Annotated in this window: 30 protein-coding genes; 17 read left to right on the top strand and 13 right to left on the bottom strand. The window is 70.0% G+C overall.

Annotation, left to right across the window (positions count from 1 at the left end; translation table 11 throughout):
• The first annotated feature begins 17 nt into the window (after positions 1-17).
• Entirely contained in the window at positions 18-419 is a 402-nt protein-coding gene (locus JOF43_RS03065; protein ID WP_209898924.1) for a PH domain-containing protein, read from the top strand.
• Between the two features lie 92 nt (positions 420-511).
• Here the strand turns inward: JOF43_RS03065 and JOF43_RS03060 are convergent, their stop codons facing one another.
• Positions 512-958 carry a hypothetical protein gene (locus JOF43_RS03060; RefSeq protein ID WP_209898921.1) on the bottom strand — a complete coding sequence of 149 codons (447 nt, stop codon included), beginning with the start codon at positions 956-958 and terminating at the stop codon, positions 512-514.
• Positions 959-1,055: 97 nt separating this feature from the next.
• Complete coding sequence (locus JOF43_RS03055; RefSeq protein WP_209898918.1) at positions 1,056-1,622, bottom strand: CGNR zinc finger domain-containing protein; 567 nt, start codon at positions 1,620-1,622, stop codon at positions 1,056-1,058.
• Between the two features lie 193 nt (positions 1,623-1,815).
• On the opposite strand from JOF43_RS03055, the gene JOF43_RS03050 reads away from it, so the two are divergent.
• Together JOF43_RS03050 and JOF43_RS03045 are read left to right on the top strand one after the other, a co-directional pair.
• Positions 1,816-2,988 carry an epoxide hydrolase family protein gene (locus JOF43_RS03050; RefSeq protein ID WP_209898915.1) on the top strand — a complete coding sequence of 391 codons (1,173 nt, stop codon included), beginning with the start codon at positions 1,816-1,818 and terminating at the stop codon, positions 2,986-2,988.
• A 41-nt stretch (positions 2,989-3,029) separates the two neighbouring features.
• Positions 3,030-3,614: a phosphotransferase-like protein gene (locus JOF43_RS03045; RefSeq protein ID WP_209898912.1), complete on the top strand. Its 585-nt coding sequence runs from the start codon at positions 3,030-3,032 to the stop codon at positions 3,612-3,614.
• A gap of 49 nt (positions 3,615-3,663) precedes the next feature.
• Here JOF43_RS03045 and JOF43_RS03040 read toward each other — a convergent pair whose 3' ends face one another.
• Positions 3,664-4,041, bottom strand: coding sequence for a winged helix-turn-helix transcriptional regulator (locus JOF43_RS03040; protein ID WP_209898909.1), 378 nt, complete (start codon positions 4,039-4,041; stop codon positions 3,664-3,666).
• A 78-nt stretch (positions 4,042-4,119) separates the two neighbouring features.
• Between JOF43_RS03040 and JOF43_RS03035 the strand changes: the two genes are divergently transcribed.
• Positions 4,120-4,530 (top strand): RidA family protein, encoded by a 411-nt coding sequence (locus JOF43_RS03035; RefSeq protein WP_209898906.1) that lies wholly within the window; start codon positions 4,120-4,122, stop codon positions 4,528-4,530.
• A gap of 141 nt (positions 4,531-4,671) precedes the next feature.
• Here the strand turns inward: JOF43_RS03035 and JOF43_RS03030 are convergent, their stop codons facing one another.
• The 4 genes from JOF43_RS03030 to JOF43_RS03015 form a co-directional block, all read right to left on the bottom strand.
• On the bottom strand, positions 4,672-5,592 hold the full coding sequence (locus JOF43_RS03030; RefSeq protein ID WP_209898903.1) for a class I SAM-dependent methyltransferase: 921 nt from the start codon (positions 5,590-5,592) through the stop codon (positions 4,672-4,674).
• Positions 5,593-5,708: 116 nt separating this feature from the next.
• A complete protein-coding gene (locus JOF43_RS03025; protein ID WP_342592073.1) occupies positions 5,709-6,119 on the bottom strand; it encodes a hypothetical protein in 411 nt (136 codons plus the stop codon).
• Between the two features lie 4 nt (positions 6,120-6,123).
• Positions 6,124-7,209 carry a LacI family DNA-binding transcriptional regulator gene (locus JOF43_RS03020; RefSeq protein ID WP_209898898.1) on the bottom strand — a complete coding sequence of 362 codons (1,086 nt, stop codon included), beginning with the start codon at positions 7,207-7,209 and terminating at the stop codon, positions 6,124-6,126.
• A gap of 78 nt (positions 7,210-7,287) precedes the next feature.
• Positions 7,288-8,034, bottom strand: a complete 747-nt coding sequence (locus JOF43_RS03015) for a phosphotransferase family protein (protein WP_245353999.1) — start codon at positions 8,032-8,034, stop codon at positions 7,288-7,290.
• Positions 8,035-8,115: 81 nt separating this feature from the next.
• Here JOF43_RS03015 and JOF43_RS03010 point away from each other — a divergent pair, with 81 nt between their 5' ends.
• Both JOF43_RS03010 and JOF43_RS03005 read left to right on the top strand, forming a co-directional pair.
• The gene (locus JOF43_RS03010; RefSeq protein ID WP_209898892.1) at positions 8,116-8,700 is read left to right on the top strand and encodes a pyridoxamine 5'-phosphate oxidase family protein; all 585 of its coding nucleotides are present in this window, start codon (positions 8,116-8,118) and stop codon (positions 8,698-8,700) included.
• Between the two features lie 280 nt (positions 8,701-8,980).
• Positions 8,981-9,481, top strand: a complete 501-nt coding sequence (locus JOF43_RS03005) for a hypothetical protein (RefSeq protein ID WP_245353998.1) — start codon at positions 8,981-8,983, stop codon at positions 9,479-9,481.
• 94 nt (positions 9,482-9,575) lie between these two features.
• Here JOF43_RS03005 and JOF43_RS03000 read toward each other — a convergent pair whose 3' ends face one another.
• Positions 9,576-10,370 (bottom strand): helix-turn-helix transcriptional regulator, encoded by a 795-nt coding sequence (locus JOF43_RS03000; protein ID WP_209898889.1) that lies wholly within the window; start codon positions 10,368-10,370, stop codon positions 9,576-9,578.
• 478 nt (positions 10,371-10,848) lie between these two features.
• On the opposite strand from JOF43_RS03000, the gene JOF43_RS02995 reads away from it, so the two are divergent.
• The 4 genes from JOF43_RS02995 (at position 10,849) to larB (ending at position 14,775) form a co-directional block, all read left to right on the top strand.
• A complete protein-coding gene (locus JOF43_RS02995) occupies positions 10,849-11,631 on the top strand; it encodes a GH25 family lysozyme (protein WP_209898885.1) in 783 nt (260 codons plus the stop codon).
• Between the two features lie 120 nt (positions 11,632-11,751).
• Entirely contained in the window at positions 11,752-13,086 is a 1,335-nt protein-coding gene (locus JOF43_RS02990; protein ID WP_209898882.1) for a lactate racemase domain-containing protein, read from the top strand.
• Positions 13,083-14,066 (top strand): ATP-dependent sacrificial sulfur transferase LarE, encoded by a 984-nt coding sequence (larE, locus tag JOF43_RS02985; RefSeq protein ID WP_342592072.1) that lies wholly within the window; start codon positions 13,083-13,085, stop codon positions 14,064-14,066. Before JOF43_RS02990 ends, larE begins: the two co-directional genes overlap by 4 nt.
• Complete coding sequence (gene larB / locus JOF43_RS02980) at positions 14,059-14,775, top strand: nickel pincer cofactor biosynthesis protein LarB (protein WP_209898879.1); 717 nt, start codon at positions 14,059-14,061, stop codon at positions 14,773-14,775. Before larE ends, larB begins: the two co-directional genes overlap by 8 nt.
• Positions 14,776-14,813: 38 nt before the next feature.
• On the opposite strand, the gene JOF43_RS02975 is transcribed toward larB, so the two are convergent.
• Positions 14,814-14,963, bottom strand: a complete 150-nt coding sequence (locus JOF43_RS02975) for a hypothetical protein (protein ID WP_245353997.1) — start codon at positions 14,961-14,963, stop codon at positions 14,814-14,816.
• Positions 14,964-15,025: 62 nt separating this feature from the next.
• On the opposite strand from JOF43_RS02975, the gene JOF43_RS02970 reads away from it, so the two are divergent.
• From JOF43_RS02970 to JOF43_RS02945, 6 genes are all read left to right on the top strand, one after another.
• Positions 15,026-15,616: a TetR family transcriptional regulator gene (locus JOF43_RS02970; protein WP_209898875.1), complete on the top strand. Its 591-nt coding sequence runs from the start codon at positions 15,026-15,028 to the stop codon at positions 15,614-15,616.
• Entirely contained in the window at positions 15,613-15,960 is a 348-nt protein-coding gene (locus tag JOF43_RS02965; protein ID WP_209898872.1) for a DMT family transporter, read from the top strand. Before JOF43_RS02970 ends, JOF43_RS02965 begins: the two co-directional genes overlap by 4 nt.
• Positions 15,957-16,277 carry a DMT family transporter gene (locus tag JOF43_RS02960; RefSeq protein ID WP_209898869.1) on the top strand — a complete coding sequence of 107 codons (321 nt, stop codon included), beginning with the start codon at positions 15,957-15,959 and terminating at the stop codon, positions 16,275-16,277. Before JOF43_RS02965 ends, JOF43_RS02960 begins: the two co-directional genes overlap by 4 nt.
• Before the next feature lie 163 nt (positions 16,278-16,440).
• Positions 16,441-17,442, top strand: coding sequence for a LacI family DNA-binding transcriptional regulator (locus JOF43_RS02955; RefSeq protein ID WP_209898866.1), 1,002 nt, complete (start codon positions 16,441-16,443; stop codon positions 17,440-17,442).
• Positions 17,443-17,558: 116 nt separating this feature from the next.
• The gene (uxaC, locus tag JOF43_RS02950) at positions 17,559-18,998 is read left to right on the top strand and encodes a glucuronate isomerase (RefSeq protein ID WP_209898863.1); all 1,440 of its coding nucleotides are present in this window, start codon (positions 17,559-17,561) and stop codon (positions 18,996-18,998) included.
• Positions 18,998-20,275, top strand: a complete 1,278-nt coding sequence (locus JOF43_RS02945) for a mannitol dehydrogenase family protein (RefSeq protein WP_209898860.1) — start codon at positions 18,998-19,000, stop codon at positions 20,273-20,275. Before uxaC ends, JOF43_RS02945 begins: the two co-directional genes overlap by 1 nt.
• A 39-nt stretch (positions 20,276-20,314) precedes the next feature.
• Here the strand turns inward: JOF43_RS02945 and JOF43_RS02940 are convergent, their stop codons facing one another.
• From JOF43_RS02940 to JOF43_RS02925, 4 genes are all read right to left on the bottom strand, one after another.
• A complete protein-coding gene (locus tag JOF43_RS02940; protein WP_209898857.1) occupies positions 20,315-20,980 on the bottom strand; it encodes a response regulator in 666 nt (221 codons plus the stop codon).
• Entirely contained in the window at positions 20,977-22,290 is a 1,314-nt protein-coding gene (locus tag JOF43_RS02935) for a sensor histidine kinase (protein ID WP_209898854.1), read from the bottom strand. The genes JOF43_RS02940 and JOF43_RS02935 overlap by 4 nt, the downstream gene beginning before the upstream one ends.
• Positions 22,287-23,321 (bottom strand): CPBP family glutamic-type intramembrane protease, encoded by a 1,035-nt coding sequence (locus JOF43_RS02930; RefSeq protein WP_209898851.1) that lies wholly within the window; start codon positions 23,319-23,321, stop codon positions 22,287-22,289. Before JOF43_RS02930 ends, JOF43_RS02935 begins: the two co-directional genes overlap by 4 nt.
• A 197-nt stretch (positions 23,322-23,518) precedes the next feature.
• Entirely contained in the window at positions 23,519-24,448 is a 930-nt protein-coding gene (locus tag JOF43_RS02925; protein WP_209898848.1) for an alpha/beta fold hydrolase, read from the bottom strand.
• 94 nt (positions 24,449-24,542) lie between these two features.
• Here JOF43_RS02925 and JOF43_RS02920 point away from each other — a divergent pair, with 94 nt between their 5' ends.
• Positions 24,543-25,064: a CGNR zinc finger domain-containing protein gene (locus JOF43_RS02920; RefSeq protein ID WP_209898845.1), complete on the top strand. Its 522-nt coding sequence runs from the start codon at positions 24,543-24,545 to the stop codon at positions 25,062-25,064.
• Positions 25,065-25,069 lie beyond the last annotated feature (5 nt).

The following is a 25,069-nucleotide window of genomic DNA, read 5'->3' as shown; positions in this document are numbered from 1 at the left end:
CGCACTACGCTGAGTTCGTGAATAACACACCCGATCAGCACTCCCTGTTCCTCGCGCTCGATCGAATCTCCGAGAAGCCGGTGCCACGAGGCGCTTACGAAGTCATCCTGAGGAAGTTCCTCGTTCCAGACGAGTTCGTCCACCTGGCCTTCGACGGCAACGGATGGACCTTCCTGGATCCGCTACTGCTTGTGACCGACCGTAGGATCCTGCGTCTGCGCGAGGGCGTGTTCGGCGGGTGGGCGAAGCGAGGGGAGGTCCCTGCAGCAGATGTCATGGGGGCCTCCGTCACCCGTTGGATCTTGTTCGGTGCCGTCAATGTTCATGCGAGGAACGGCCAGTCCTTTCGAGTGCACTACAACCTCGAGGACGAAGCCCAGGTTTTCGTGGAGGGCCTCAACCGTCTCATCGGCCGGTGAACGCCGCGGCACCGGTACCGGCTCCTCGTCTGCCTGGCGGTCTCCCTGAGCCGTCCACCGGGGCAGATTGCCTACAGTGACGGTCGCTGACGTCAGCTCAGTCGCTTCAGGGGAACGGCTATCGCATCGAGATCCGACTCGCGCAAGATGTGGATGCTGACTGTCCGCCAGCCGAGGACGTCTGCTTTCAAGAGTCGGTGCACTCCGTCGAGCACGGTGACTCGTCCATGTGGGTCGAGATAGCAGTCGAGCGGGTAGGCGAGGTCGCACGTCATCGTTCGACTCCACTGTTCGGCGTACCGATCCGGGTAGGCACGCACCTCCGCAGGTGAGACCTGGAACGGCTGGCCACGGTCCGCCCAGAACGGCAGTTCGAGGTGCCAGGCCAGGTCGTTGGTCGCCATCGTTCGCATCGTGCGGTCGGGCAGATCCAGGGCGTGCAAGTGCTCGAGGTTCCAGTGGAAGTCCAAGATCACCCCACGGAGGGCGTCAGGGAGCTCGTCAAGTAGGGGGAATGGGAGCCGTTCCGCTCGGGTCACGATCGCAGTGTCTCAGGGGCTTCTCGCGGTCGCGCTCAGCGTTGCGGGGGCGCCAGGATGTCGGCGACGTCGACGGCTCTACCTGCGACCACCGGGTTCACCGCGGGTCCTTGCGGCGCCCGGCATGGAAGCGCGCCTTCTTCTCGCGATTGCCGCAGGTGTTCATGTCGCACCAGCGGCGGGTGCGACTGCGACTGGTGTCGAAAAAGGCTGCCTGGCAGGTCGGCGAGGCGCACAGCGCCAGCCGTCCGTCCCGTTCACCCGCGATGATGCTGATCGCGTCGGCGGCGATGACGCCGAGGGCGTCGTCCACGGAGGAGGTCGCGCTGAGCCTCCAGTGTCGGTTTCCTTCGGAGGTCAGGTTTGCCGCGGCCCGACTCCGGGTGCTGCAGTCATTGATGATCTCGACAGCTGGGGCAGGTAGGCCTGAGTGACGCGCAGCCGCGGTCGCCGTGGTGTGAATCGCTTCCCTCAGCTCGCGCGCGCGCTCGAGCTCAGCCGAGGTGCAGGACTTGACGGCGAGGCCGCTCACCGCCAGCCACTCGGCAAGCCGGTTCGGGGTGGGGATCCGCTCCACGGGATCGCCGCAACGCTCCGTCAGCGTCGCCGTGAAGCTGGTCGCGAGCACTGTGCCGAGGCGGAAGTCGGGGAAGCCGGAACTCATGGAACCACCATAGCTGGTTGTGCGCTCACCCCGACCCCTGATAGAACCGTCTAAGCCGGTTCTTTCCCGGCCCGAACCGAATCCACTCATGACCAGGAGTTGTCATGTCCCAGCACCGGAGCACCACCGACGCCGCGGCCACCCGTGGCCGTCACCTCCTCGCCATGGCGACTCTTCCTGGAGGGGGCATCTCATGAACCACCACTCCCGGGACGTGCACGCCTTCGAGTCCCACGCCACCGACGCCGACCTCGAGGACCTGCGAGCGCGGCTGGCCGCCGCACGACTGCCGGAAGCCGAGACGATCCATGGCGCTGCACCCGGCCCCGGCCGATGGGACCAGGGCGTGCCCCTCGCCGACCTCGCGGACGTCGTGAACTACTGGCGCACCGAGTACGACTGGCGGTCATTCGAGAGGCGTCTGGACCGGATCGGCCAGTTCCGCACCGTCATCGACGGTCTGGAGATCCACTTCCTGCATCGCCGATCCTCCCGCCCTGATGCGACCCCTCTGATCCTCACCCACGGCTGGCCGGGGAGTATCGCCGAGTTCACCCAGGTCATTGCCGAACTGGCTGAACCGGAGGCCGCTGACGCGCCGGCGTTCCACGTCGTGGCCCCCTCACTGCCGGGCTTCGGCTACAGCGACAAGCCGTCCACCACCGGATGGGGGATCGAGAAGATCGCGGCCACCTGGGTGCAGCTGATGGACAGGCTCGGGTACACCGAGTTCCTCGCCCACGGCGGCGACTGGGGAGGCGTGATCACCACGATCCTCGGCGGCAGATTCCCGGAGCACGTCCTCGGCATCCACACCACCGTCGCGCAGCCACCGCCCGGATTGCCGATGGACGGGCTGTCTACGCAGGAGCGTGCGTGGGTCACGGAATCTCGTGACTTCTGGGGCCTCCATGCGGCGTATGCGAAGCAGCAGGCGACGGGACCGCAGACCATCGGCTACTCGCTCGTCGACTCACCCGTCGGGCTCCTCGCCTGGATTCTCGACAAGTTCGCCGAGTGGACGGACACCGCGGACAGCCCGTTCGAGACGATCCCCAGAGACCGCGTTCTCGACGACGTCACGCTGTACTGGCTGACGCGCACAGGAGCGTCCTCCGCCCGTATCTACTCCGAGAGCCATGACTCGCTCGACCCCGCGCTCCGGGTCGACGTCCCGTCGGCCATCACGATCTACCCCCGCGACATCGAGCGGTGGCCGCGCGTCTGGGCGCAGGAGCGGTTCCGACAGATCGTCCGGTGGAGAACGCCGGATACCGGAGGGCACTTCCCGTCGCTGGAGGTTCCGGAATACTTCGTCGATGATCTGCGCGAGGGGCTCGCCGCGGTGCTGGAGGTTCACCGGTGACCGCGGAGGGCGCATCGGCACCGGCGGGCTACGCTCAGTGCATGGTCGGTCGGGTCATCGCCCTCGCGGGCACGTCGAGCGTGGGGAAGTCGTCCGTGGCCGCACGACTCCAGGAGATCCTGCCCGAGCCGCATCTGGTGGTGGGCATCGACCACTTCTTCAGCATGTTCCCCCAGCACTGGGAGGACCACCCGCGGGGCCCGGGGCCCGGATTCTGGTACGAGGAGAGCGCCGACCCGGACGGCTCGCCACGCTCGAGGATCCGGTACGGAGTGGCAGGTGAGCGGCTTCTCGCCGGGATGCGCGCCTCGGTGCGGGCGATGCTCGACTGCGGCAACAACGTGATCCTGGACGAGATGCCTGTGGACTCATCGATCATCCCCGCGTGGAAGCGGGAGCTTGCCTCCTTCCACGCGTACTGGGTGCACCTGAAGGCCCCGCTCAGCGTCGTCGAGCAGCGCGAGGCCGGACGCACCCGGGGGCGGCAATGGGGGAACGCCCGCGGACACTTCGGGATCGCCGACCGCGAGGACTTCGACCTGGTGCTCGATGCCTCATCTGCTGCGCCTGGGGATATTGCCGCGGAGATCAAGCGCGCGTCGTCGGCGGTCGCTCCTCACCGCTGAACCTCTTCCCGCGAGAGAGCGCGTGATTCTCGGCGAGCGTCCGCAGGAGTCAGGCAGGGCCACCGTCGTCGAAGCGAGCACGAGCATGACGGACTGATTCCATGTTCCCCGACGCCCATCTCAGCAGGGCGTCGATGAGGTCCTGCAGCGTCGCGCCCAACTCCGTGAGGTGGTACTCCACGGCGACAGGTCGTGTCCCCACGACGACACGGTCGACCATGCCATTGCGCTCGAGTCGTCGGAGAGTCGAGGTGAGGGATTTCTGCGTCACCACAGTTATCGCGCGACGCAGCTCATTGAAGCGGTGCGGACGCTCGCAGAGCTTGTCGAGCACCTGCAGCGACCATCTGTCCAATACCTGGTCCAGCAGTTCGCGCTGCTCGGCGGTGATCTGGGCCGGGACAGGTGCGGAGGCGGTGTCGTCCATGACACCTAGTCTCGTTGAAGTCCCCTTGGGATACCAGGTAGACATGAGATACCAATGTTGACCTCGGAAAGGATTCCCGTGACTGTGCAGCTTCAGACCCCCGAGGGCATGTTCCAGCCCGTCCCGTACCACCACGTCTCCATCGCCACGGGATCTCGCCAGGTCCAGGTGGCCGGGCAGATCGCTCGCGATGGTGAGGGCCGCCCGGTCGCTCCCGGTGATCTGGGCGGCCAGCTCGCCCACGCACTGCGCAACACCGCGCGAGGACTGGCGGGGGCCGGGGCGACGTTCTCCGACGTCGTGCGCCTGAGATTCTTCGTCACCGACTGGCGGCCCGAGAAGTACACCGATTTCATGGCGGGTATCGAGGGCGTCACGGAGGAGTTGGGCCTGCCTACCCCGCTGCCACCTGTGTCGGTGATCGGTGTCGATTATCTGTTCGAGCCCGACGTGCTGATCGAGGTAGAGGCCGACGCTGTTCTCGACTGAGCTCATCACCGATCCCGCCCGGTGCTCGGGGTGGGGAGGTCATCGACTCATTCCGGTGAAAGACGTGGAGGAGACGAGTCGACGCAGTGTCCTCATGTCGCACCCGGAGCCCGCCCTACCTGGTGAACACCGCGCGGCCCGTCAGACGTCGGGCCGCAGCTCGAACTCCCAGGCGACGACCGCCGCCTGCCCGGCTTTGGCCGCGTTGGTGGCCTCGGGAATCCACGGGTGCAACTCCCAGATGTTCGGCGGACCGGGGGTCAGCGGCGCGGCCGTCTCCTCGGGCCCGACCGTGCCCTCGCCGAGGTAGGTCTCCTGGCAGGCGCGCACCACGAAACCATGCGGCAGGGCTGCGCGCAGGTAGTCGCCGAGACCGTGACTGTGGCCCGTGATGTGACCGGTGCGACCGTCGGGCGACTGTTTGACCAGCGGGTAACGCGGTGAGCCGGTGAAGTGGCCGCGGGTGTCGAGCACGAGCAGGTGGCCACCGGGTCGCATGACCCGCGCGGCTTCGGCGAAGAACGGGCCCAGGTCACTGAGGTGGGTGAGCGCCAGGCTGCACACCAGGTGGTCGACGTCAGCGTCGGGCAGCGGCAGATCGGTGAGGTCGCCCTCCAGGAACCTGGCCTCGGGCACCGCCGTGCGGGCGCGCGACAGCATGGCCTTGGAGAAGTCGACGCCGACGACGTCGTGCCCTCGGTCCACCAGCTGCTGGGTGACCGCACCGGTCCCGCAACCGGCGTCGAGCACGCGACCGGGCGCCAGGGCATCGAGCAGCGGGGTGAGTACGTCGTCGCGCATCGGGAAGCAGCCGTTGTCCTCGCCGTCGTAGGTCGCCGCCCAGCCGTCATAGCCGTCGGCCACCGGCAGGGGAGGGACGTCGACCCCGGGGCCGAGCTCGGCGGCGCGCTCGAGCAGTTCGCGCACCTCGGCGATTCTGGCCTCGGTGAACGCGCGGTCGTACTCGCCGGCGAAGGCGCGCATCAGGGCGACGCCTTCGAGCCCCAGGAGATAAGCCAGAGGGTGCTGGTGGATGGTCCCGTCGTTCGGCTGGTCCGGCATGGGTTCAGTTTTCGGGGCCGGTCCGCCCCTGGCAATCGAGTTCTTCCGTCGGAGGCGTCGGGTGAGAGCGCGCTGGACGGTCCGGTGCCGTCGGGCGGTGTCAGCGACCGGGACCCTCAGTCAGAGGTCTCCCGCAGTGGCCAGTGCTCCTCGAAGGTGTAGGGAACCGCCACCACCTGCACTGCGTCCTCATAGACGGTGCGGCCCGGATCCGACATGCAGAGCTCGATCCACGGCACGTCGTGCCGGTCGAGCAATCTCGTGTAGAGGCGCGCCATCTGCAGGAGCTCCGTCGCGTCGTCCTTGAACCAGGAACGCGCGCCTGGATTGAGCGACGCGTCGTAGCAGGCTGCCGCCACGGTGCTGGGGTCGGTGTAGGTGCGCTCGGCGTATGCGTTCTGTGTGCGCACCCACGCGGCATCAGTCATGCTGAGCAGGCCGGAGTCGCGAAGCCCGTTCGTCATCGCGAAGATCCCGGGGAACGACCCACGGCGATTCGGCACCGCACTCTGGAATCTCGTGAACACGCTCTCAGGGTAGATGGACGGTCGGCGGCGAGCTCTCCCGCACGATCAAGTAATGCGGGACGGTGACGGTGCGTGGCGGCCCGTCGAATCCTCGAACCCTTTCGGTCAGCATCGACAGCGATTCACGGGCGATCTGCAGCACGTCCGGCCGGATCGACGTCAGAGCTGGGCTGGTGAATTGGGCGTCAGGGATGTCGTCGTAGCTGACCACCGCCACGTCGTCGGGCACGCGCCGGCCGCGGTCGCGCAGGCCTGCCAGAACCCCCAGCGCGAGCTCGTCGTTGCCGCACACGATCGCGTCGATCCCGCCGTCGGAATCCAGCAGTCGATTCACCGCGCGGCGAGCATCGAGGCGGTGCCAATGGTCGACCGCGACCACGGGCGCGTCCTGCACCGATAGGCCGTGCGTGGCGACCGAGGTGCGGAAACCGTCCAGACGCAGTCGCATCGAGCCATGCGGTTGGTTGGCACTCGGCGCCGGCAAGGACCCGAGGAACGCAGGACGACGGCGCCCGCGAGAGATGACGTGATCGGTGAGCTCCACGAACGCACGGGTGTTGTCGATCCGCACGTAGTCCGACCCCGCCGGGAGCCGGTCGGTGGGCACGTGCTCGCCGATGAACACCGTGGGCTGGCGGACCTCCTCCAGATCGGCGATGAACTGCTCGCCGACCAGGAGCGGATTGAAGATGAACCCGTCACCGAGGCGATGGTCGAACCCGGTCAGGACCTTCATCTCCTCCTCCCGGCCGGCGGAGTTGTTGCGCAGCACGATGGTGAGGTCCTGACGCGCTGCTTCATCCACGATCTCCTGGGCCAGGCCCGAGAAGTAGCTGAAGGCCAGCGACGGGAACGAGAGCGTGAAGATGTTGCTCGCCCCGGTCCTCAACTGCCGGGCGGCGTTCTGGGGGATGTAGCCGAGCTCGGCGATCGATCGCTTGACCTTCGCGCGCGTCGTCTCGCTCACGTACTCGTAGTCGTTGATGACGTTGGAGACCGTCTTGAAGGACACCCCGGCATGCTCCGCCACGTCACGGAGCGTGGGAGCCCGCTTGCTGGCCGGCCGCTTCGCCGGAGATCCCTCGATCATGTGTCCATCCTGCCAGCGTCGACGTCCCGCCAGGAGATTCCCCTCTGCTGCCGCCGGTACCTACCCGCCGAGTAGTCGCTACGTCTCCCGCATCCGTGCCCTGAGGACGTCGAACTCGCATCCCGGCGCGTCCGGGTCGAAGCCGTGGGTGATCAGCCAGCGTGACGCCATGAGGCTGCGCAGTGACCACCAGGCACGGATCACCTGGGGGTCCGCGCCTTCGCCGTAGCCGTCGAGCAGGTCGTCCAGATGCTCCTCGTGCCCGAGGGTCACGGTGGCCAGATCGAACATGGCATCCCCGGGGGCGGCCTCGGACCAGTCGATGATGCCGACGACCTCGTCGTCCTCGATAAAGACGTGCGTGATCTGCAGGTCGCCATGGATGAACGCCGGTCGCCGCGGCCGGAGCGCCGCCTCCGCGATCTCGCGGTTGTGACGGATGACCTCGGCGGGCAGGACGTCGTGCTCGAGCAGCCACGAGCACTCGCGATCGAGTTCCTCTGTGGTGTCCTCGAGCGTGTGTCCCTCCCACGGCGGCAGCGGCGCATCGTGCAGAGTCCGTATCGCAGCGCCTGCTGCAGACCATGCCGCCGGCGATGCGGGGGAGGGCTCGCCGAGAACGCCGAGCGCTCTGCCGGGCACGGCGGCGATCGCGAGGACCGGTGGCCGGCGCCAGAGGATCCTCGGCGTGGGCACGGGAGCCAGAGCCATGGCGCGTTCCTCGACGTCGGCATGCGCCGCGTCGACGTCCACCTTCAGGAACACGTCGCCGACGCGCAGCGTCGCGCGCTGACTGTGCGCGACGACGACTTCGACCTCATCCATGGCGGCCATCCTGGCAAGATTCCTCGCCGACGTCGCGTCGTTTTCTGCGCTCACGCCTCGTGGGAGGTCTACGCTCCGAGCATGGGCAAAGTCTTCGACGCGATAGATCCGAACCTGCGTTCATGGATCGAGGAACAGCCCCTGTGGTTCGTCGCCACGGCACCCCTCGGCGCCGACGGGCACGTGAACGTCTCGCCGCGCGGGCACGACACCTTCTCCGTCCTGGACCCCCACCGGGTCGCCTGGGTCGACTACACCGGCAGCGGAGTCGAGACCATCGCGCACATACGCGAGAACGGCCGCGTGTGCCTCATGTTCGCCTCCTACGGCAAGCGGCCCCGCATCGTTCGCCTGCACGGCACGGGCGAGGTGTTCCTGCCCGGCGAGGCCACGTTCGAGGACGTCGTCGCACGGCACCCCGAGCATCCGAGCACCCGAGCGGTGATCACCGTGGACGTGACCCGGATCAGTGACTCGTGCGGCTGGGGCGTTCCGATCATGGAGAAGACCGGTGAGCGTGACCTCCTCCGCCTGCGGGCCGAGAAGAAGGGTGCGGACGGCATGGCGCAGTACCGCGCCGAGCGGAACGCGCGGAGCATCGACGGCCTGCCCGGGCTGCCGCTCGAGAGTGCGGAGTCATCGGGTCGGAGGGCCGAGACAGATTGAGGACGCCGGGCGCCTTCGTCGAGCACCCGGAAGGACATGGGTCGCTGTCGTCCCGGCGATCGGGTCGATTCACTCCAGATGCGGTACCGAAGTGCTCGGCGCCGGGGGACCGTACCACTGCGCCCGCGGCCGTGGCAGTCTGCCCGACTCTCGCGGGGATGCGTTGGTCGATCGACCAACGTCAGCGGTGAGGGCTGGTGTTCTGACCGCCTCCACCCACAGGCTGAGGGTGTTCGAGCAGGACGACCACCACTGGTCACGTCGAAGAGAAAGAGAGCGCATGATGAACGCCTTTACCTCGAAGACCGCCAAGCTGCTGGCCGGCACCGTCGTCGCCGGCGCATCGATCACCGCTGTTGCCCTCCCCGCCCAGGCGGCCCAGGCTGCCGCTCCCGCACCGTCCTCGGCGGCTGCGGACGTCGGTGGCGACGTGAGCGTCAACCTCGACCCGGTCGCCATCGGCAACGCGATCGCGGACGCCGTCAACGATCAGGACGACCGCGGCGGCGCCGTCAGGGCGGCGCTGGATGTCGGCTACCTCAACGATGGCAACCCCGACCGCCTCACTGTCGCGGTCGTGAACAAGAACCAGGACATCAGCGTCGAGGGTGAGGTGGCGCATGCGGAGCCGATCGACATCAAGGGCGGCAGCTACGTCATCTACTGGTTCAGCGGCCCCGGGAAGGTCACGAACAATGGTGACGGCGGCTGGATCAACTGGGGCGTGCGCGGCAACATGGAGCGCACCAGCGACGACGTCATCAGCGTGAACGGCGGCTGACGCGCCGAACGACGAGATGCCGCGTGCCGGGATCCCGCACGTCAGGGACCCGCAAGTCGGTCGAACTCCCGGAGAGCAGGTGCTCTCCGGGAGTTCACTCGTTGTCGCTGGCCTCGAGAGCGCGCGATCGTGAACGCCGTCGGGAACGTGCGGGGCGCGGCCGGAGCCACCCCTTGGCGAAGGCAAAGGACACCAGCGCGGTCCGGTTCGGAGCCTTCCACACCTTCATCAGCCGCCCGAGTCGCCATGCCACCGCCTGTTTGCTGTACGAGGTCTCCTGTGAGATCTCCTGGTTCGAGAAGCCGTGCGCGGCCAGGGCGAGCATGCGCTCATCGCTCTCCTCCAGATCGGGAGTGCGGGGGACCAGATCGATGTCCTCGGCTGTCAGGTTCTCCGCGACGGGGGATAGGGATGCGAGCTCGCTGTCGCGACTCCACCACGCTTCGACCCAGCAGGTGGACAGCTCGTGGGCGATGAGCGACGCGCGGCTCATCGCCAGCAACGTGCGCGCGCCGGGCTCCTGCGCGAAAGCCTGCATCACCAGTGCGAACACTCGGAGGGCGGGGATCGCACCCCGGAGGACGACCGACAGATCGCCGCGGGGATGTTCGGCGGCGCACTCCGCAGCGAGTCGGCGGAATGCGCCGAGAGCCGTCGGATCCAGGGGTGCACCGTGCTCGACGGCCCGCAGGGCGGTCGGCAGGATCAGCGGGACGAACTCCCGGTATCGCTGCCTTAACCAGTTGTGACCATCGACGTGGATGTCGTCCAGCGGTGCCTTGACCAGCAGTCGGGAGATCTCCTCGACCCGACCGTCCAGGCCCAGCCCCACGCTCTGGCCAGGGAAAAACAGTGCTGCAGGTCGATGACTCTCGTCCTGATCGTCCACCCACGATCTCCGATCCTCCGCCCGATACCGCCGTGACGGGGTCAGCGTATGACGCCGCCCCCGGGCGCGCCGAAGGCTGTCCGAGGGGAGGCCGATGCACCCGGATTTGCGGCCACCTGCCCAGGAAATCTGCCATGACCTCGGAGGTCGTTGCCGGTCTCCATTTCGGCGAGTTCGTCGTCCGTGCGCGCGCCGTAGCGGGCTCGCGGTGGGGGAGGCAGGGATCTTCCCCTCGGCACGGCGCGTCCGCCCGGGGTTCGGTATCGCCGTCTCCCGAGGTCCTGGGGTACGGATCACGTTCCGTCGGGAACGTCGGGGACTCTCCTTAACGACTGTCGCTACCTGGGGTGATGCGGAGAACCGGGCGAGGGGTGTGTTCGTCGTCACCGGAATTCGATAGCGTCGCAGGGACCGCCCGGCAGGGGATCGGGCGGCGAGCAAGCGCGAAACCGCCCCGACGAGGAGAGAAGGATCCGAGATGAACACCGTGTCAGCCCGACCCGCTCACCGAATCGATCGCCGCACCGTCCTGCGTTCCGCGCTGCTCGGCACCGCAGGAGCCGTCGCTCTCGGCGGTACTGCTGCCGCCCTGGCGCCCGCCCGGGCCCGGGCGGAGGATGCCGGGATCCGCGGCCAGGACGTCTCCTCGCATCAGGGGGAGGTCGACTGGGCCGCTCAGAAGGAGCTCGGCTCGAGGTTCGCCTACTGCAAGACCACCCAGGGGAACTGGTACACCAACGAGTTCTTCTCGCAGCAGTACGGAGGGTCCTACGACGCGGGCCTCGTGCACGGCGCCTACCACTGGGCTGAGCCCGGCAACAGCGACCCGGTCGAGGAGTGCGAATTCTTCCTGAAGAACGACGGCGGCTGGACCGACGACGGCCGCACCATGCCCGGGATGCTCGATGTCGAGGACAACCCCGGGGGCCTCAGCCAGGCGGAACTCCAGGCCTGGGTGACGGAGTGGATCGATCACTACCGGAAGGAGACGGGCCGCACCCCGGTGGTCTACACCGGTGCCTGGTTCTGGGATGACCAGGTCGGCCCGCAGTGGTCTCCGGAGAACGCGCCGCTGCACGTGGCGCATTACAAGCCGGATCCGCCCGTGGGGGTCGAGATCCCCGGCACCTGGAACGCGTGGGAGATCTGGCAGTACTCGGATTCCGGCCCCTTCGCGGGTGATTCGAACCTCTTCCACGGCAGCGAGGCACAGTTCGAGTCGTTCGTGACGGACGCGGACTACGACCCCGTCAGCAACTGAACACAGGGGCTGAGGGCAGCGCATCCCTGCGTCCCGAGCCGCTTCGCCCTGTCGGCCGAGGACCATGGCAACAGCCGAGCATCCTTGGCTTTCCCTGGTCAGACGGCGCATCATGGAGCGATGAGCGAGCCGACCGCGACGACGCCCACCATCGACCCGATCCCCGAGGGCCTCGCCGAGCAAGCCGCCCTCCTCGGCGGCGCCGACGGCCTCCTCACCGAGGAGCAGATCCGCGGCTTCGTCACCGAACAGCTCGCCGGTGCCGACTACGACGGCAAGAGCGTCTGCCTGATCATCCCCGACGGCACCCGCTCCGTCCCGCTGCCCAAGGTGCTGCCCGCGATCCATGACGCCCTCGCCGGCCGTGCCTCCTCCGTGACCGTGCTGATCGCGCTGGGCACGCATGCAGCGATGAGCGAGGAGGCGATCGACAAGCTCCTGGGCTCCACCGAGCGCGGCGCACAGGCGACGTATCCCGAGTGGAGCGTCGTCAACCACGCCTGGGACGATCCGGAGCAGATCGCAGACCTCGGTGAGATCTCCGCCGAGCGCATCGCCGAGCTCACCGGCGGCCTGCTCACCGATATCCCGATGCGGGTGCAGATCAACCGGCTGTGCGTCGAATCCGACGTGAACCTGATCGTCGGCCCCGTGTTCCCGCACGAAGTGGTCGGCTTCTCCGGCGGCAACAAGTACTTCTTCCCCGGATGTTCCGTGCACGACGTCATCGACATCTCCCACTGGGTCGGAGCGCTCATCACCGCCAGCCGCATCATCGGCACCCTCGGCATCACCCCGGTGCGTCAGCTCGTCGATGCTGCCAGCGAGCTCGTCGACGCCGAGAAGCAATGCTTCACCATGGACGTCGTCTCCGGCGGGCAGGACCTCAACGCGATCGCCTACGGCGACCCGCAGGCCGCCTGGGCCGCGATGGCGAAGATCTCCGCGCTCACCCACATCACCTACGTCGAGCGGCCCTACCAGCGGATCGTGGCGCTGGTGCCGGAGATGTACGAGGACATCTGGACCGGCGCCAAGGGCTTCTACAAGTCCGAGCCCGTGTGCGCCGACGGCGGCGAGGTCATCCTCTACGCCCCGCACATCACCGAGGTGGCCGTCATGCACCCCGGTCTGCGCGATATCGGATACCACAACATTGAGTACTTCACGAAGCAGTGGGACCGCTTCCAGGACCATCCCTGGGGCGAGCTCGCCCACTCCACGCACGTGACGGGACTGGGCACCTACGATCCCGAGACCGGGGAGGAGACCCAGCGGGTGCGCCGATCCTTCGCCACCTCCATCCCACCCGAGGTGTGCGCCGAGTACAACGTCCCCTACATCGACCCCGCGAGCCTGGACCTCGAGGCCCTGCGTCAGGACCCCGACACCCTCGTCATCGACCATGCCGGAGAGGTCCTGTTCCGTCTCGCCGAGGAGCGTCAGTCCCTGTGACCGCGAACCCCCAGCACACCGCCCGCCCGCTCGATCCGTCGGCCGCCCGCCCGAGCGCCGACGCGTCGGCGCCCACCTCGCTGTTCCATCCCGGTCACACGGGATTCGAGGCGCAGTCCATGACTCCCGAGGCGCTCGAAGGGGAGACCCTCGCGCTCGCCGACTCGGTCGCCGCCCAGCTCAGCACCGTCCAGCGGCTCGGCGTCGCCTATTCCGGCGGAGTCGACTCCGCGACCCTGCTGGCGCTCGCCGTGCGCGCCCTCGGCACCGAGAACGTGGTCGCGCTGCTCGGCGTCTCCCCGTCGCTCGCCCGTCGTGAACGTCGCCTGGCCCACCGGGTCGCCGCCGTGATCGGGATCGACGTGGTCGAGGTCCCCACCCGCGAGGGCGAGAACCCCGACTACCAGAAGAACGACGGCTCCCGCTGCTTCCACTGCAAGGACGAGCTGTTCACCCGCATCGACGACGACATCGTCGGCGAGTACCACGTGGACGCCGTCGCCTACGGCGAGAACGCCGACGACGCCACGAAGCACGACCGTCCTGGTGCCGGCGCCGCCACCCGCCACCGGGTGCTGCGCCCGCTCTCGAGCGCCGGGATGACGAAGCAGCAGGTCCGCGACGTCGCCCGCGCCCTCTCGCTCCCGGTCGCGGACAAACCCGCCGCACCCTGCCTGGCCTCCCGCGTCCCCTTCGGTCAGAGCGTCACCCCGGAGAAGCTGCGCCAGATCGACGACCTCGAGGACGCCGTCTACGAACAGGGCTTCAGCGACTGCCGGGTGCGCCACCACGGCGACGTCGGCCGCATCGAGCTGCCCACCGACGAACTGGCCCGCGCCATGGAACCGCAGATCCGCGCCGCGCTCGCGACCGCCGGCAAGGAGGCGGGCTTCGCGCACGTGACGATCGACCTCGACGGCATCCGCTCGGGGCTGTTCTCCCTGCAGATCATCGGCAAGGGCGCCGCCGCGCATGGCTGAGAAGACCCCCGCCGACGGGCTGATCGACGGTGTCCTCGAGCTCGACCTCGACCGCTCCCGCCGTCGCGGCGCACCCGAGGCCGTGCTGTGCGACGCCAAGAGCGTCGAGCAGGTGCGCACCATCGCCGCCGAGTACGCGCGGCTGCATGCCGCCGGCCACGAGGATCTCGGCCCGGTCCTGTTCACCCGCGCCGACGACGCTCGGGCCGCCGCGATCCTCGAGGCCCTGCCCGAGGCCCTCCACCACGCTGACGCCCACCTGCTCGCCTGGCCCGCCGCGCCGCCCGCACCGAGCGGGGGAGAGGTGATCATCGCCTGCGCCGGCACCAGCGACCTCCCCGTGGCCCGCGAGGCCGAGCTCACCGCCCGCTACCTCGGCCGCCCCACCCGGCTCATCGCCGACATCGGCATCGCCGGGCTCCACCGCCTGCTCTCCCGCCTGCCCGAGCTGCGCGAAGCGGCCTGCGTGGTGGTCGCCGCCGGCATGGACGGCGCCCTGCCCACCGTGGTCGCCGGGCAGATCAGCGCCCCCGTCGTCGCCCTGCCCACGTCCGTCGGCTACGGCGTCGCCGCCGGCGGCCACGCCGCAGCGCTCACCATGCTCTCGGCCTGCGCGCCCGGGATCGGTGTGGTCAACATCGACAACGGCTACGGCGCCGGGCATCTCGCCGCGCAGATCGCTCGCTGGGCCCCGGCGCCGGGGGAGTGACTCGGCCGGGGGCGCCCCGGCCATCAGGTGACAGGTCCTCACCGCCAGTCGGAGAGGGCGGAAGCGATCTCGTCGATGCCCGCTCGGCCCGTGGCCACGGCGATGACCAGGTCGTAGGCGTCGTCACCGCGCGCCTCGAGGTCGATCCCGTTCAACCCGTAGAACACCACGACCGCCAACCAGCCCATTGTTAGTTGACCATTCGGGCAGTAAAGTAGAGGCATCGTCGTCGTAGGAGGAAGGGATGCCCATGGCGCCTGCAGATATCCCGCCTCGCCCCGCTCATCGGCCGTCGGCCCGGGCGGCGATGCTGGACGCCGCCGAGGCCCACCTCGGCGTCGACGGCACCTTGACCCTGGACTCGGCCGCGCGCGCCGCCGGGGTCACCAAGACCGGGCTCATGTACCACTTCTCCACCAAGGAAGCCCTGCTGCGCGGCGTCCTCGACCACATCGCCGATCGCTACGAGCGGGAGGTGCTCGCCCAGATCGACGCCGTCCATCCCGAAGGCGTCGAGGACCTCGCCTCCGTGCCCGCCCGCCGCCGGTTCCTCGCTTACCTCGACTGGGCCTGCTGGGCGCGGCTCTCCCCGGCCGACCTCGTGATCTTCGCCGACCCGCGGCTGCGCGTGACCCTCACCGCGCGCTGGCAGGAGCAGCTCGCCGGCTGGCTGTCGATCCCCGCCGGGACCCCGGCCGGCGAGCGACAGCGCCTGCTCGCGGTGCGCCTGATGGCCGACGGGCTCTGGTTCGACCGTGCCACCGGGCAGCTCGACGTGCCCGCCGAGGACGCCCGTGCCATCCACGCCCTCGCCCGGGACCTGCTCGGCGGCGAGACATGACCGCCTGGCTGTTCCTGGTCGGAGCGATCCTCAGCGAGGTCACCGCGACCCTCGCCCTGCGGGGCGCCCTCGACCGCCCCCTGCTCTACGTCGTGGTGGTCCTCGGCTACGCCCTCTCCTTCGGGCTCCTCGCCCTCGTGCTGCGACGCGGGATGGCGCTCGGGGTCGCCTACGGGATGTGGGCGGCCTGCGGCGTCGTGCTCACCGCGGTGCTCTCCGCCGTGCTGTTCGGGGAGCCCTTCACCGCCCTGAAGATCAGCGGCATCGTGCTGATCGCCGCTGGGGTGGCGGTGGTCGAGATCGGCTCCCACCGGGCGGCGACCCGCGAGGCGGCGGCGTCATGAGCTGGCTGCTGCTGATCGTCGCGGTGGTCAGCGAGGTCGCCGCGACCCTCTCGCTGCGGGTGGCTGCGGGCGGTCGCCGCGCCTGGTACCTGCTGGTGGCGCTCGGCTACGTCGTCGCCTTCACCTTCCTGTCCGGCTCCCTCGCGACCGGCATGCCGCTCGGCATCGCCTACGGCGTCTGGGCGGCGGCCGGCATCGTGCTGACCGCCCTGCTCTCGCGGCTCCTGTTCCGCGAGGCGCTGACGCCGCTGATGCTCGGGGGCATGGGGCTGATCGTCGCGGGGGTGCTGCTCGTCGAGCTGGGTGGAGCGCACTGAGGAACCTGCGCGGGGCGGTGCACGCCTCGGTTGCCGCCGGTTGCCGTCTCCACGGGGTAGAGTTCCTCCCCAGGAACGGGCGCGAACCACCGTACTCCGTGCAGCATCGGGGCCGCGCCGCGACGACAGGACATCGCCGATCAGGCGAGGACGGAGCGACTGAGTGGCGGACAAGCGCGTGACGATCTACGACGTCGCCAAGACCGCCGGGGTCGCCCCGTCGACCGTCTCCCGCGCGTTCTCCCGTCCCGGTCGTGTCAGCGCCGCCACCCACTCCAAGGTGATGGCTGCGGCCAAGCAGCTCGACTACCGCACCTCCGCCCCGGACTCCCAGGAGCGTGGGCAGCGCCACCACCGCCTCGGCATCGAGATCGCCGACCTCACCAACCCCTACTTCGCCGAGCTGGTCTCCGGCATGCAGGAGAGCGCGCACGAGCAGGACTTCCTGCTGCTCCTGCTGGACACGGTCGAGGACGAGGTGCGCGAGCGTTCGAGCCTCGAGAGCGCCATCAACGTCGTCGACGGGATCGTGCTCTCGGGCACCCGGCTCTCCGACGCGACGCTGAACCACCTCACCAAGCGCATCCCGGTCGTGGTCCTCAATCGGCGCGTCGCGGGCCTGGATTCCGTGACCCCGGACTACGAGCACGGGATGCAGCAGGCCATGGCGCACCTGGGCGAGAACGGCATCCGCACGGTCACCTACGTCGCCGGCCCCGTGAACTCCTGGTCCGACGGCGAACGCTGGCGGGCCGCCCGTGCCGCCGCCCGCGCCAACGGTCTGGCGGTCCAGCGCCACGGGCCCTTCCCGCCCACCACGGTCGGCGGGGAGCAGGCCTTCGAGGAGCTGCGCGACTCCCTTCCCCATGCTGTGATCTGCTACAACGACCTGGTCGCCTTCGGGTTCCTGGTCTCCGCGCTGCGCGCCGGGGTGCGCGTGCCCGCCGAGCTGTCGGTGATGGGGCACGACGACATCCCGCTGTCGCGCTTCATCGGCGGCGGGCTGACCACGGTGGTCACCCCGAAGCGGGCCCAGGGGCGCGCCGCCGTCGAACGGCTCGTGCGCCGGATCGAGAATCCCTCGGCGCATCGCACCCCGGTCGAGGGCTCGCTGCCCGTGCGCCTCGTTCCGCGCGGCACCACCGGGCCGCGGAGTGCACGCTGAGCTCTTCGGCACCTTCCCGCCCCGGATCCGGGAAAGCGCTATGCTCGGCCCTGACCTGGGCGGCAACCGATGACAACCGGAGGACCCATGAGGCGTCCCCGCGCGAGGATGGCTCCATGACCGACGATGCGTACGTGCCCCACCCCGACCGCCTGCTGCCCGCGGACCCCGCCGTCCGTGACATCGCGCGCGACCTCTACCGCGGGATGAAGGACCAGCCCATCGTCTCGCCGCACGGCCACGTCGACCCCCGCCTGCTGCTCGATGACCAGCCGTTCCGCGACCCGACCTCGCTGTTCATCACGCCCGACCACTACGTCAACCGTCTGCTGCACGCCCGCGGCGTCGACCTCGCCGACCTCGGCGTCGGCCGCGGCCCGTTGGAGGAGAAGGACTCCCGCGCCGCATGGCGACTGCTGGCCGAGCACTGGCACGCCTTCGCCGGCACCCCCTCGCGCTACTGGATGGAGCACGAGTTCTACGAGGTCTTCGGCCTGGAGACCGTGCTGAGCCCGCGCACCGCCGACGCGATGTACGACGCGCTCGCCGAGAAGATCGCCCAGCCCGCGTTCCGCCCCCGCGCCCTCTTCGAGCGCTTCGGCATCCAGGTCATGGCCACCACCGACGATCCGGTCGACGACCTCGCACCGCACGCCGCCCTCGCAGCCGATGCCGCCTTCACCGGGCGCGTCATCCCCACCTTCCGGCCCGACAAGTACCTCGAGGCAGGTCGGAGCGACTTCCCGTCGCTCACCGACGCGCTCGGCGAGGCCGCCGGCATCGACACCGGGACGTACGACGGCTACCACGAGGCGATGCGCGCCCGTCGCCTGTACTTCCGCGACCACGGCGCCGTCTCCTCGGACCACGCCCACATCGACCCGGGCACCGCCCGCCTGAGCGAGGAGGACGCCCGCCGCCTGTACGGCGCCGCCCGCGCCGGCGAGATCGGCGCCGACGAGGCCGTCACCCTGCGCCGTCATCTGCTGGGCGATCAGGCCCGCCTGGCGGCCGAGGACGGCCTGGTCATGACCCTTCACCCCGCGGTGTACCGCAATCACAGCGAGAGGATGTTCCAGCAGTTCGGGCCCGACGTCGGCTTCGACATCCCCGTCGCCGTCGACTTCGTCCACCACCTCGCGCCGATGCTGGGCGACGTCGGCCACGAGCCGAACTTCCGCACCGTGCTGTTCACCATCGACGAGACCGTCTTCTCGCGCGAGATCGCCCCGCTGGCCGGCGTGTACCCCTCGGTGTACGCGGGGGCGCCGTGGTGGTTCATCGACGCGCCCGATGCGATCCTGCGCTATCGCCGTGCCGTCTCCGAGACCATCGGATACTCCCGCACCAGTGGTTTCATCGACGACACCCGGGCGTTCTGCTCGATCCCGGCGCGTCACGACATGTCCCGTCGTCTCGATGCGACGCACCTCGCAGGTCTGGTCGCCGAGCACCGGATGCGTCTCGAGGACGCCGTCGAGCTCGCCGCCACCCTGCCCGATCAGCAGCCTCGCGAGGTCTTCCGCCTCGACGACGTTGCAGGAGAGAAGCACTGATGAGCACCCCCTCGCCCTCCGACGTGGGCCGCCTGGTCCACCTCGGCATCGGCAACTTCGCCCGCGCCCACACCCTGGTCGCCACCCAGCGCGCCGGCGGCTGGTCCGTCAGCGCCTTCACCGGCCGCACCGCCGCGATGGCCGACGCGCTGAACGCCCAGCGGGGCCAGTACGGCCTGATCGTGCGCGGGGCCGAGGGTGACGAGGTCAGCGTCGTCGACGTCATCGACGAAGTGCATCCGGCCGACGACGTCGACGCCCTCGTGCGTCTGATCGCCGACCCCTTCACGGCCGTGGTCACCCTGACCATCACCGAGAAGGGCTACGCGGCCGGCTCCGACCCGGCAGTCTCCGCGCCGGCGCGGCTGGCGCTGGGCCTCCAGGCCCGCCGCGACGCCGGGGTCGAGGACCCGATCGCCCTGGTCTCCTGCGACAACCTCAGCGGCAACGGGGACGCGCTCCGTGCGGCCGTGCTGGAGAACCTGCCCGCCGACGAGCAGGCTCGCGCCTGGTTCGAGGACCACGTCGACGTCATCTCCACCATGGTCGACCGCATCACCCCCTCGGCCGGCGACGGCGCCGCCGCGCTGGTCACCGAGCGCACCGGGCTGGTGGACGCCGTCCCGGTGGTCACCGAGCCCTTCACCGAGTGGGTCATCGAGGATCGCTTCCGCGGCCGCCGCCCCGAGTGGGAGCGCGCCGGAGTGCAGTTCACCGACGACCTCGGGATCCACGAGCTGCGCAAGCTGCGCCTGCTCAACGGCGCCCACACCCTCATGGCCTACGCCGGGCAGGTCGCGGGGCTCGAGCGGGTCGACGAGGCGATCGGCCACCGCGAGGTGCGCGCCCTGGTCGAGCAGCTGTGGTCCGAGGCCCGCTCCACGCTGGACCTGCCGGCCGCTGACCTCGACGCCTACACCGCGGCCCTCGAGGATCGCTTCCGCAACCCTCGCCTGGCGGACAACCTGATCCGCATCGCCGCCGACGGCTCCGCGAAGCTGCCCGTGCGCGCCCTGCCGGTGATCGCCGAGCTCGGCGGGCCGGAGAACGCGCCCGGCGAGGTCGCGGCCGTCGCCGCCTGGACCGCCTGGGTCACCGATCGGGTCCGCGCCGGGGGCGAGGTGAAGGATCCTCGGGCCGAGGCGATCGCGGCCGCGGCAGTGCTCGAGGACACCACCGAGCGGGTCAGCGCGCTGTTGGACCTGCTCGACGTCCCCGCCGTCGATTCCCTGGTCGACGCCGTGATCGCCGAAGAGACGCGCCTCCCGCGTCCCTGACGCACGGGGTGCCGGGGAGAGGTCGCCGAGGCGACGTGCTCAGAGCTCCCTGGGCACCTCGACGACGCGGTTCTGGTAGGCCCACACCACGGCCTGCAGGCGGGAGCGCACGCCGAGCTTGGGCAGCATGCGCGCCACGTGCGATTTCACCGTGGTGATCTCCACGACCAGCTCCCGGGCGATCTCCTCGTTGGACATGCCCTGCGCGAGCAGCCCCAGGATGTCGAGCTCGCGGGGCGTGAGCAGGCGCTCGCCGCCCTGCGCCGTGACCGGTTGCAGGCTGCGACGCCGGGTGAACTCCGCCAGGATGCGGCGGGTGAGCGACTGGTCGAGGGTGCCCTGACCGGCGGCGACCTGATGCACGGCGTCGATGATCACCTCGGGTTCGGCGTCCTTGAGCAGGAACCCGGCCGCTCCCGCCTCGAGGGCGCCGAACACGTAGTCGTCGAGATCGAAGGTGGTCAGGATGAGCACCGGGATCGGGGGCTCCTCGGCGCAGAGGGCACGTGTGGTCTCGATGCCGTCCAGACCGGGCATCCGGATGTCCAGGCACGCGATGTCGGGGCGCAGCTCCCGGGCGAGGGCGAGCGCCTCGCGCCCGTCGACCGCGGCACCGACCACCTCGAGGTCCGCCTCGGCCTCGAGCAGGCCGGTCAGCCCGGCGCGCACCAACGGCTGGTCGTCGGCGAGGAGCACGCGGATCATCGGGCTCCCTCCTGGATCCCGGGGGCCGAGGGGAGACCGGTCAGGTCGCGCGGGATCCTCAATCGCACCTGCCAGCCGCCGTCGGCTGTCGGCCCGTGCTCGAGCGGTGCGTCGATCAGCCCGGCGCGCTCGCGCATGCCGACCAGCCCGTAGCCGCCGGTGCCTTCGGCGCTGATCCGCGCAGGATCTGCCCCCTCGTCGCGCACCGTGAGCACGAGCTCGTCCGGGTCGGTCTCATCGACGGTGACCAGGCACGGCGCCCCCGGGGCGTGCTCGGCGGCGTTGGTCAGGGACTCCTGGACCATCCGATAGGCGACCAGTTGGGCGAGCGGGCCGATGCCCTCCCCGGGCTCCTGGTCGCCCGACGGGGCGCGCTGGATGAGCCGTACCGGCATGCCGGCCGCAGCCCGGGCCTCGACCAGGGCCGGGATCGTCGCGAGGGTCTCGACGGACCGTTCGGCCTGCCCGCCCTGCTCGCCTCGACCGCTGTCCCGCAGCAGGCCCACCACTCGGCGGATGTCGTCGAGCACGGCGCGGGTCTGCGCGCGCACCTGACGGACGGATTCGTGCGCTGCGTGCGGGTCCGTGTCGATCTGACGGTCCGCGGCGCCCGCCACCAGGGCGATGCCCGAGAGGTGGTGGGCGGCGATGTCGTGCAGCTCGCGGGCCATCGCCGCCCGCTCCTCGGAGGCCGTGGCGCGGATCAGCGCCTCCCGCTCGCGCTCCAGGGCGTCCCGCTCGCGGGCCAGGGCCTGACCCTCCTTGCGCTGAGCCTCGCGCGCGGTGCGGATCGAGGCCAGGGACAGCGAGACCAGGGCGGTGATGCCCACGATGCCGACGCCCTGCACGAGGGCCTCGCCGAGCACGCCCGGCATCGTGCTGAGACCGCTGCGCAGGCCGTTCGCCAGCGTCCCCGCTGCGACAGCCAGCGCCGTCAGCGCCAGCACTGGTCGCATCTCCTGCCACGGCCGACGCGGCGCCGCGAGGAACACGGCCACCAGCACACCGAGATGGGACAGGGTGTACTCGACGCCGGGGGCGAGGAGCCCCAGGAGCAGGGCGAGCCCGGTGACGGCCGACAGCGCCGCCCGGGGCCGACTGCGGACGCCGAGCAGGGCGGCGGACTGGAGGGTGAGGGTCACCGCGGTGCACCACCAGAGCGCCGAACCCGGCGGCGTCGCGATCACCGCGCCGCCGGCCTCCGCCGCCGCGAGGGACGGAAGGGCGACCAGCAGGGCGAGGGTGAACGCCCAGCACGCCAGGGCGGTCGCGAGGGCGACCGCCCAGCGGGCTCGGGCCTCGGACGTCATGGACGAGAGCCTAGTTCGCCGCTGCGCGGGGCCGACGACCCGTGGTGCTCCCCGTGGTGCTCGCCGTCCACAGGGCCCGGGAAGCCGAGCCTGCCGCGGGTGGCGACCAGCAGGCCTGCCGCCGCGACCACGGCGACCGCGGTCATCGACAACAGGGACCGTTCGGCGTCGAGGGACGGGAACATGTCGATCGCGATCGAGGAGGCGAAGGTGTTCACGCCGGCGTGCATCAGCATCGACAACGGCAGCGACTCCCCGGTGCGGTTGAAGACCCAGCTCATCACGACGTTGAAGGCGATGCAGAAGAGGACGAACACGACCGGTCGGGTCCAGCTCGACTCCGGCCAGCCGCCCCACTCGGTGAGGAACAGCGGCAGGTGCCACAGCCCCCACAGCGGGCCGAGGACGAACGCCGAGCGCAGCGGCCCGATCCGGTGCTGCATCCGGGCCAGCGCGAAGTCCCGCCAGCCGGGCTCCTCCGCGAGACCCGTCGTGACCATCTGGAACATGAGCAACGGGACGTACGCCGCCAGCACCGCGGCCGACGGGGCGTGCACCGCCCCGCCCGAGAACACGACGCCGGCGATGATCATGCCGATCGGCACCGTGAGCAGCGTGACGGCGTACCAGCGCCAGGTCACACGCCAGCGCATCAGGCGTCCGGCCCAACGGCGCAGGCCGGGCCGCCCGTCGACGATCGCGGTGACCAGCAGGGCGGACCCGATGGGGCCGAGGTACGCACCGGGCAGGACGCCGAGCAGCTGGCCGGTGCCCAGGATCGCGGGGAACTCGAAGCCCCACAGGCCGAGGCCGTTCAGCGACAGGATGTAGGGGAGCCAGGCCAGCCAGCTGAGCCCGTTGGCCAGGAGGAAGAAGGTCAGCAGGGGCCCGCGGCGGATGACGCCGAGCAGCCCGCCGCCGCGATGCCCGCCGGGGAGATGAGTGCTGGGGGCAGATGCCGGGGACGGCGTGGAGGCCCGGGAGGCGCCGGGTCGCGGATGCGGGCCCGGGGGCCGGTCGGTGGTGGTCACGGGAGATCCTCTCGTCGAGTCGATGCCCGGGTGATGGGCACGCCTCAACGCTAGATATCCGTGCTGGTGACGGCGAGATCACCAGGGATGAACCCGGCGGCCTCCTCCGAAAGGTGCACGCGTGGGCCGAAGGTCGGGCCGCCGCTGCGCGGCCCGCGACTCCTCCGGAGATGGGGGCGAGAATCGGCGGCCCCGCCCTACGAGCGGGTCCCGGCGGCGGTGCGGCGCGGGGACGTCGTGTCGGCGTGCGCGGGGTGTTCGTCGGCCGGAAGGTTCGCCAGGAAGTCGCGCACGAGACCGGCGACCCGGTCCAGGGTGCTCTCGAGCAGGAAGTGCCCACCGGGCAGGAGGTGGACCTGCGCGTCGGGCAGGTCCCGATGGAAGGCCCGGGCACCGTCGGGTCCGAAGATCTCGTCGTTCTCGCCCCAGACGGCCAGCAGCGGCACCTGGGCGGCGCGGAAGTACTCGTGCAGGCGCGGGTACATGGCGACGTTCGTGGCGTAGTCGCGCAAGAGCGCCAGCTGGATGCGGTCGTTGCCGGGGCGGGAGATCAAAGCGTGGTCGTGACGCCAGGTCTCCGGGTCCACCAGGCTCGGGGTGTCGACGCCGTGGAGGTACTGCCAGCGGATCGCCTCGAGGCCGAGAGCCTCGCGGATCGCCGCCTCCGTTGTCGCGTTCTGCGTGTCCTGGTACTCGCGCACGGGCTGCCAGAAGCTGTCGACGAAACCGTCCTCGTAGGCGTTGCCGTTCTGGCTGATGATCGCCGTGATCGCTTCCGGTCGGCGCAGGGCGAGCCGCCAGCCGATCGGGGCGCCGTAGTCCTGGACGTACAGGGCGTACCGCTCCAGGCCGAGGTCGGCCAGCAGTGCCTCGGTGAGGTCGGCCAGGGTGTCGAAGGTGTAGTCGACCTCGTCGGCGCTCGGTGCGGCGGAGAGGCCGAAGCCCAGATGGTCCGGAGCGATGAGGTGGAAGCGGTCGGCCAGCAGCGGCATCAGGTTGCGGAACATGAAGGAGCTGGTCGGGTAGCCGTGCAGCAGCACGAGCGTGGGCGTGCCGGGATCGCCGGCCTCGCGGTAGAAGAGCTCGTGCCCGTCGATGACTCGGTGGCGGTGGTGGATGTCGACCATGTTCTAACCCCTCAGATCGCGTGATGTGGTGAGGGAGACGCTATGGCTTGCTGGCTAACCTGTCAATATCTGCGTAAGGGGTTAGGGTGGGGTGATGAAGACTTCCAGTGACGACCAGGACCTCCTGCTCGACCTCCTCAACACCATGCCGGTGACGCACGGGGAGCCGCACGATGCACTCCGCGACCAGGAGGCGGCCGCGGCCTGGACCAGGGACCGCGGCGGCGTCGGGACGCCGGCCGAGGTCACGACCGTGCGCGCCGTCCGGGACCACCTGCAGGCCGTCGCTCGCGGCGAGGAGGCGCCGCAGGTCCTGGCGCCGTTCGTCCGAGGCTCCTCCCGGCTGCCGACGATGGAGGGCGGGGCCCTGCAGTGGCAGCTGCACGCGCCGGCGACGGAGCTCCTCGCGGCCCGGGCGGTGATCGCCTGGAGCGAGCTCGAGCAGGAGCATCCCGGGCGGCTGCGCGCATGTGGCAATCCGGAGTGCCGGCTGTTCCTCATCGACCGCAGCCACGCCAATCGCGCGCAATGGTGCTCGATGAGCACCTGCGGCAATCGGATGAAGGCGAGGCGCCACTACCGGCGCCGTCGCGAGGCTGCCGGCGGCGCGGACTGACCGCG

The organism is Brachybacterium sacelli (genome assembly GCF_017876545.1).
Taxonomy (GTDB): Bacteria; Actinomycetota; Actinomycetes; order Actinomycetales; family Dermabacteraceae; genus Brachybacterium; species Brachybacterium sacelli.
The sequence above is the reverse complement of the archived record's forward strand: the minus strand, read 5'-3'. Positions and strand labels throughout refer to the sequence as shown.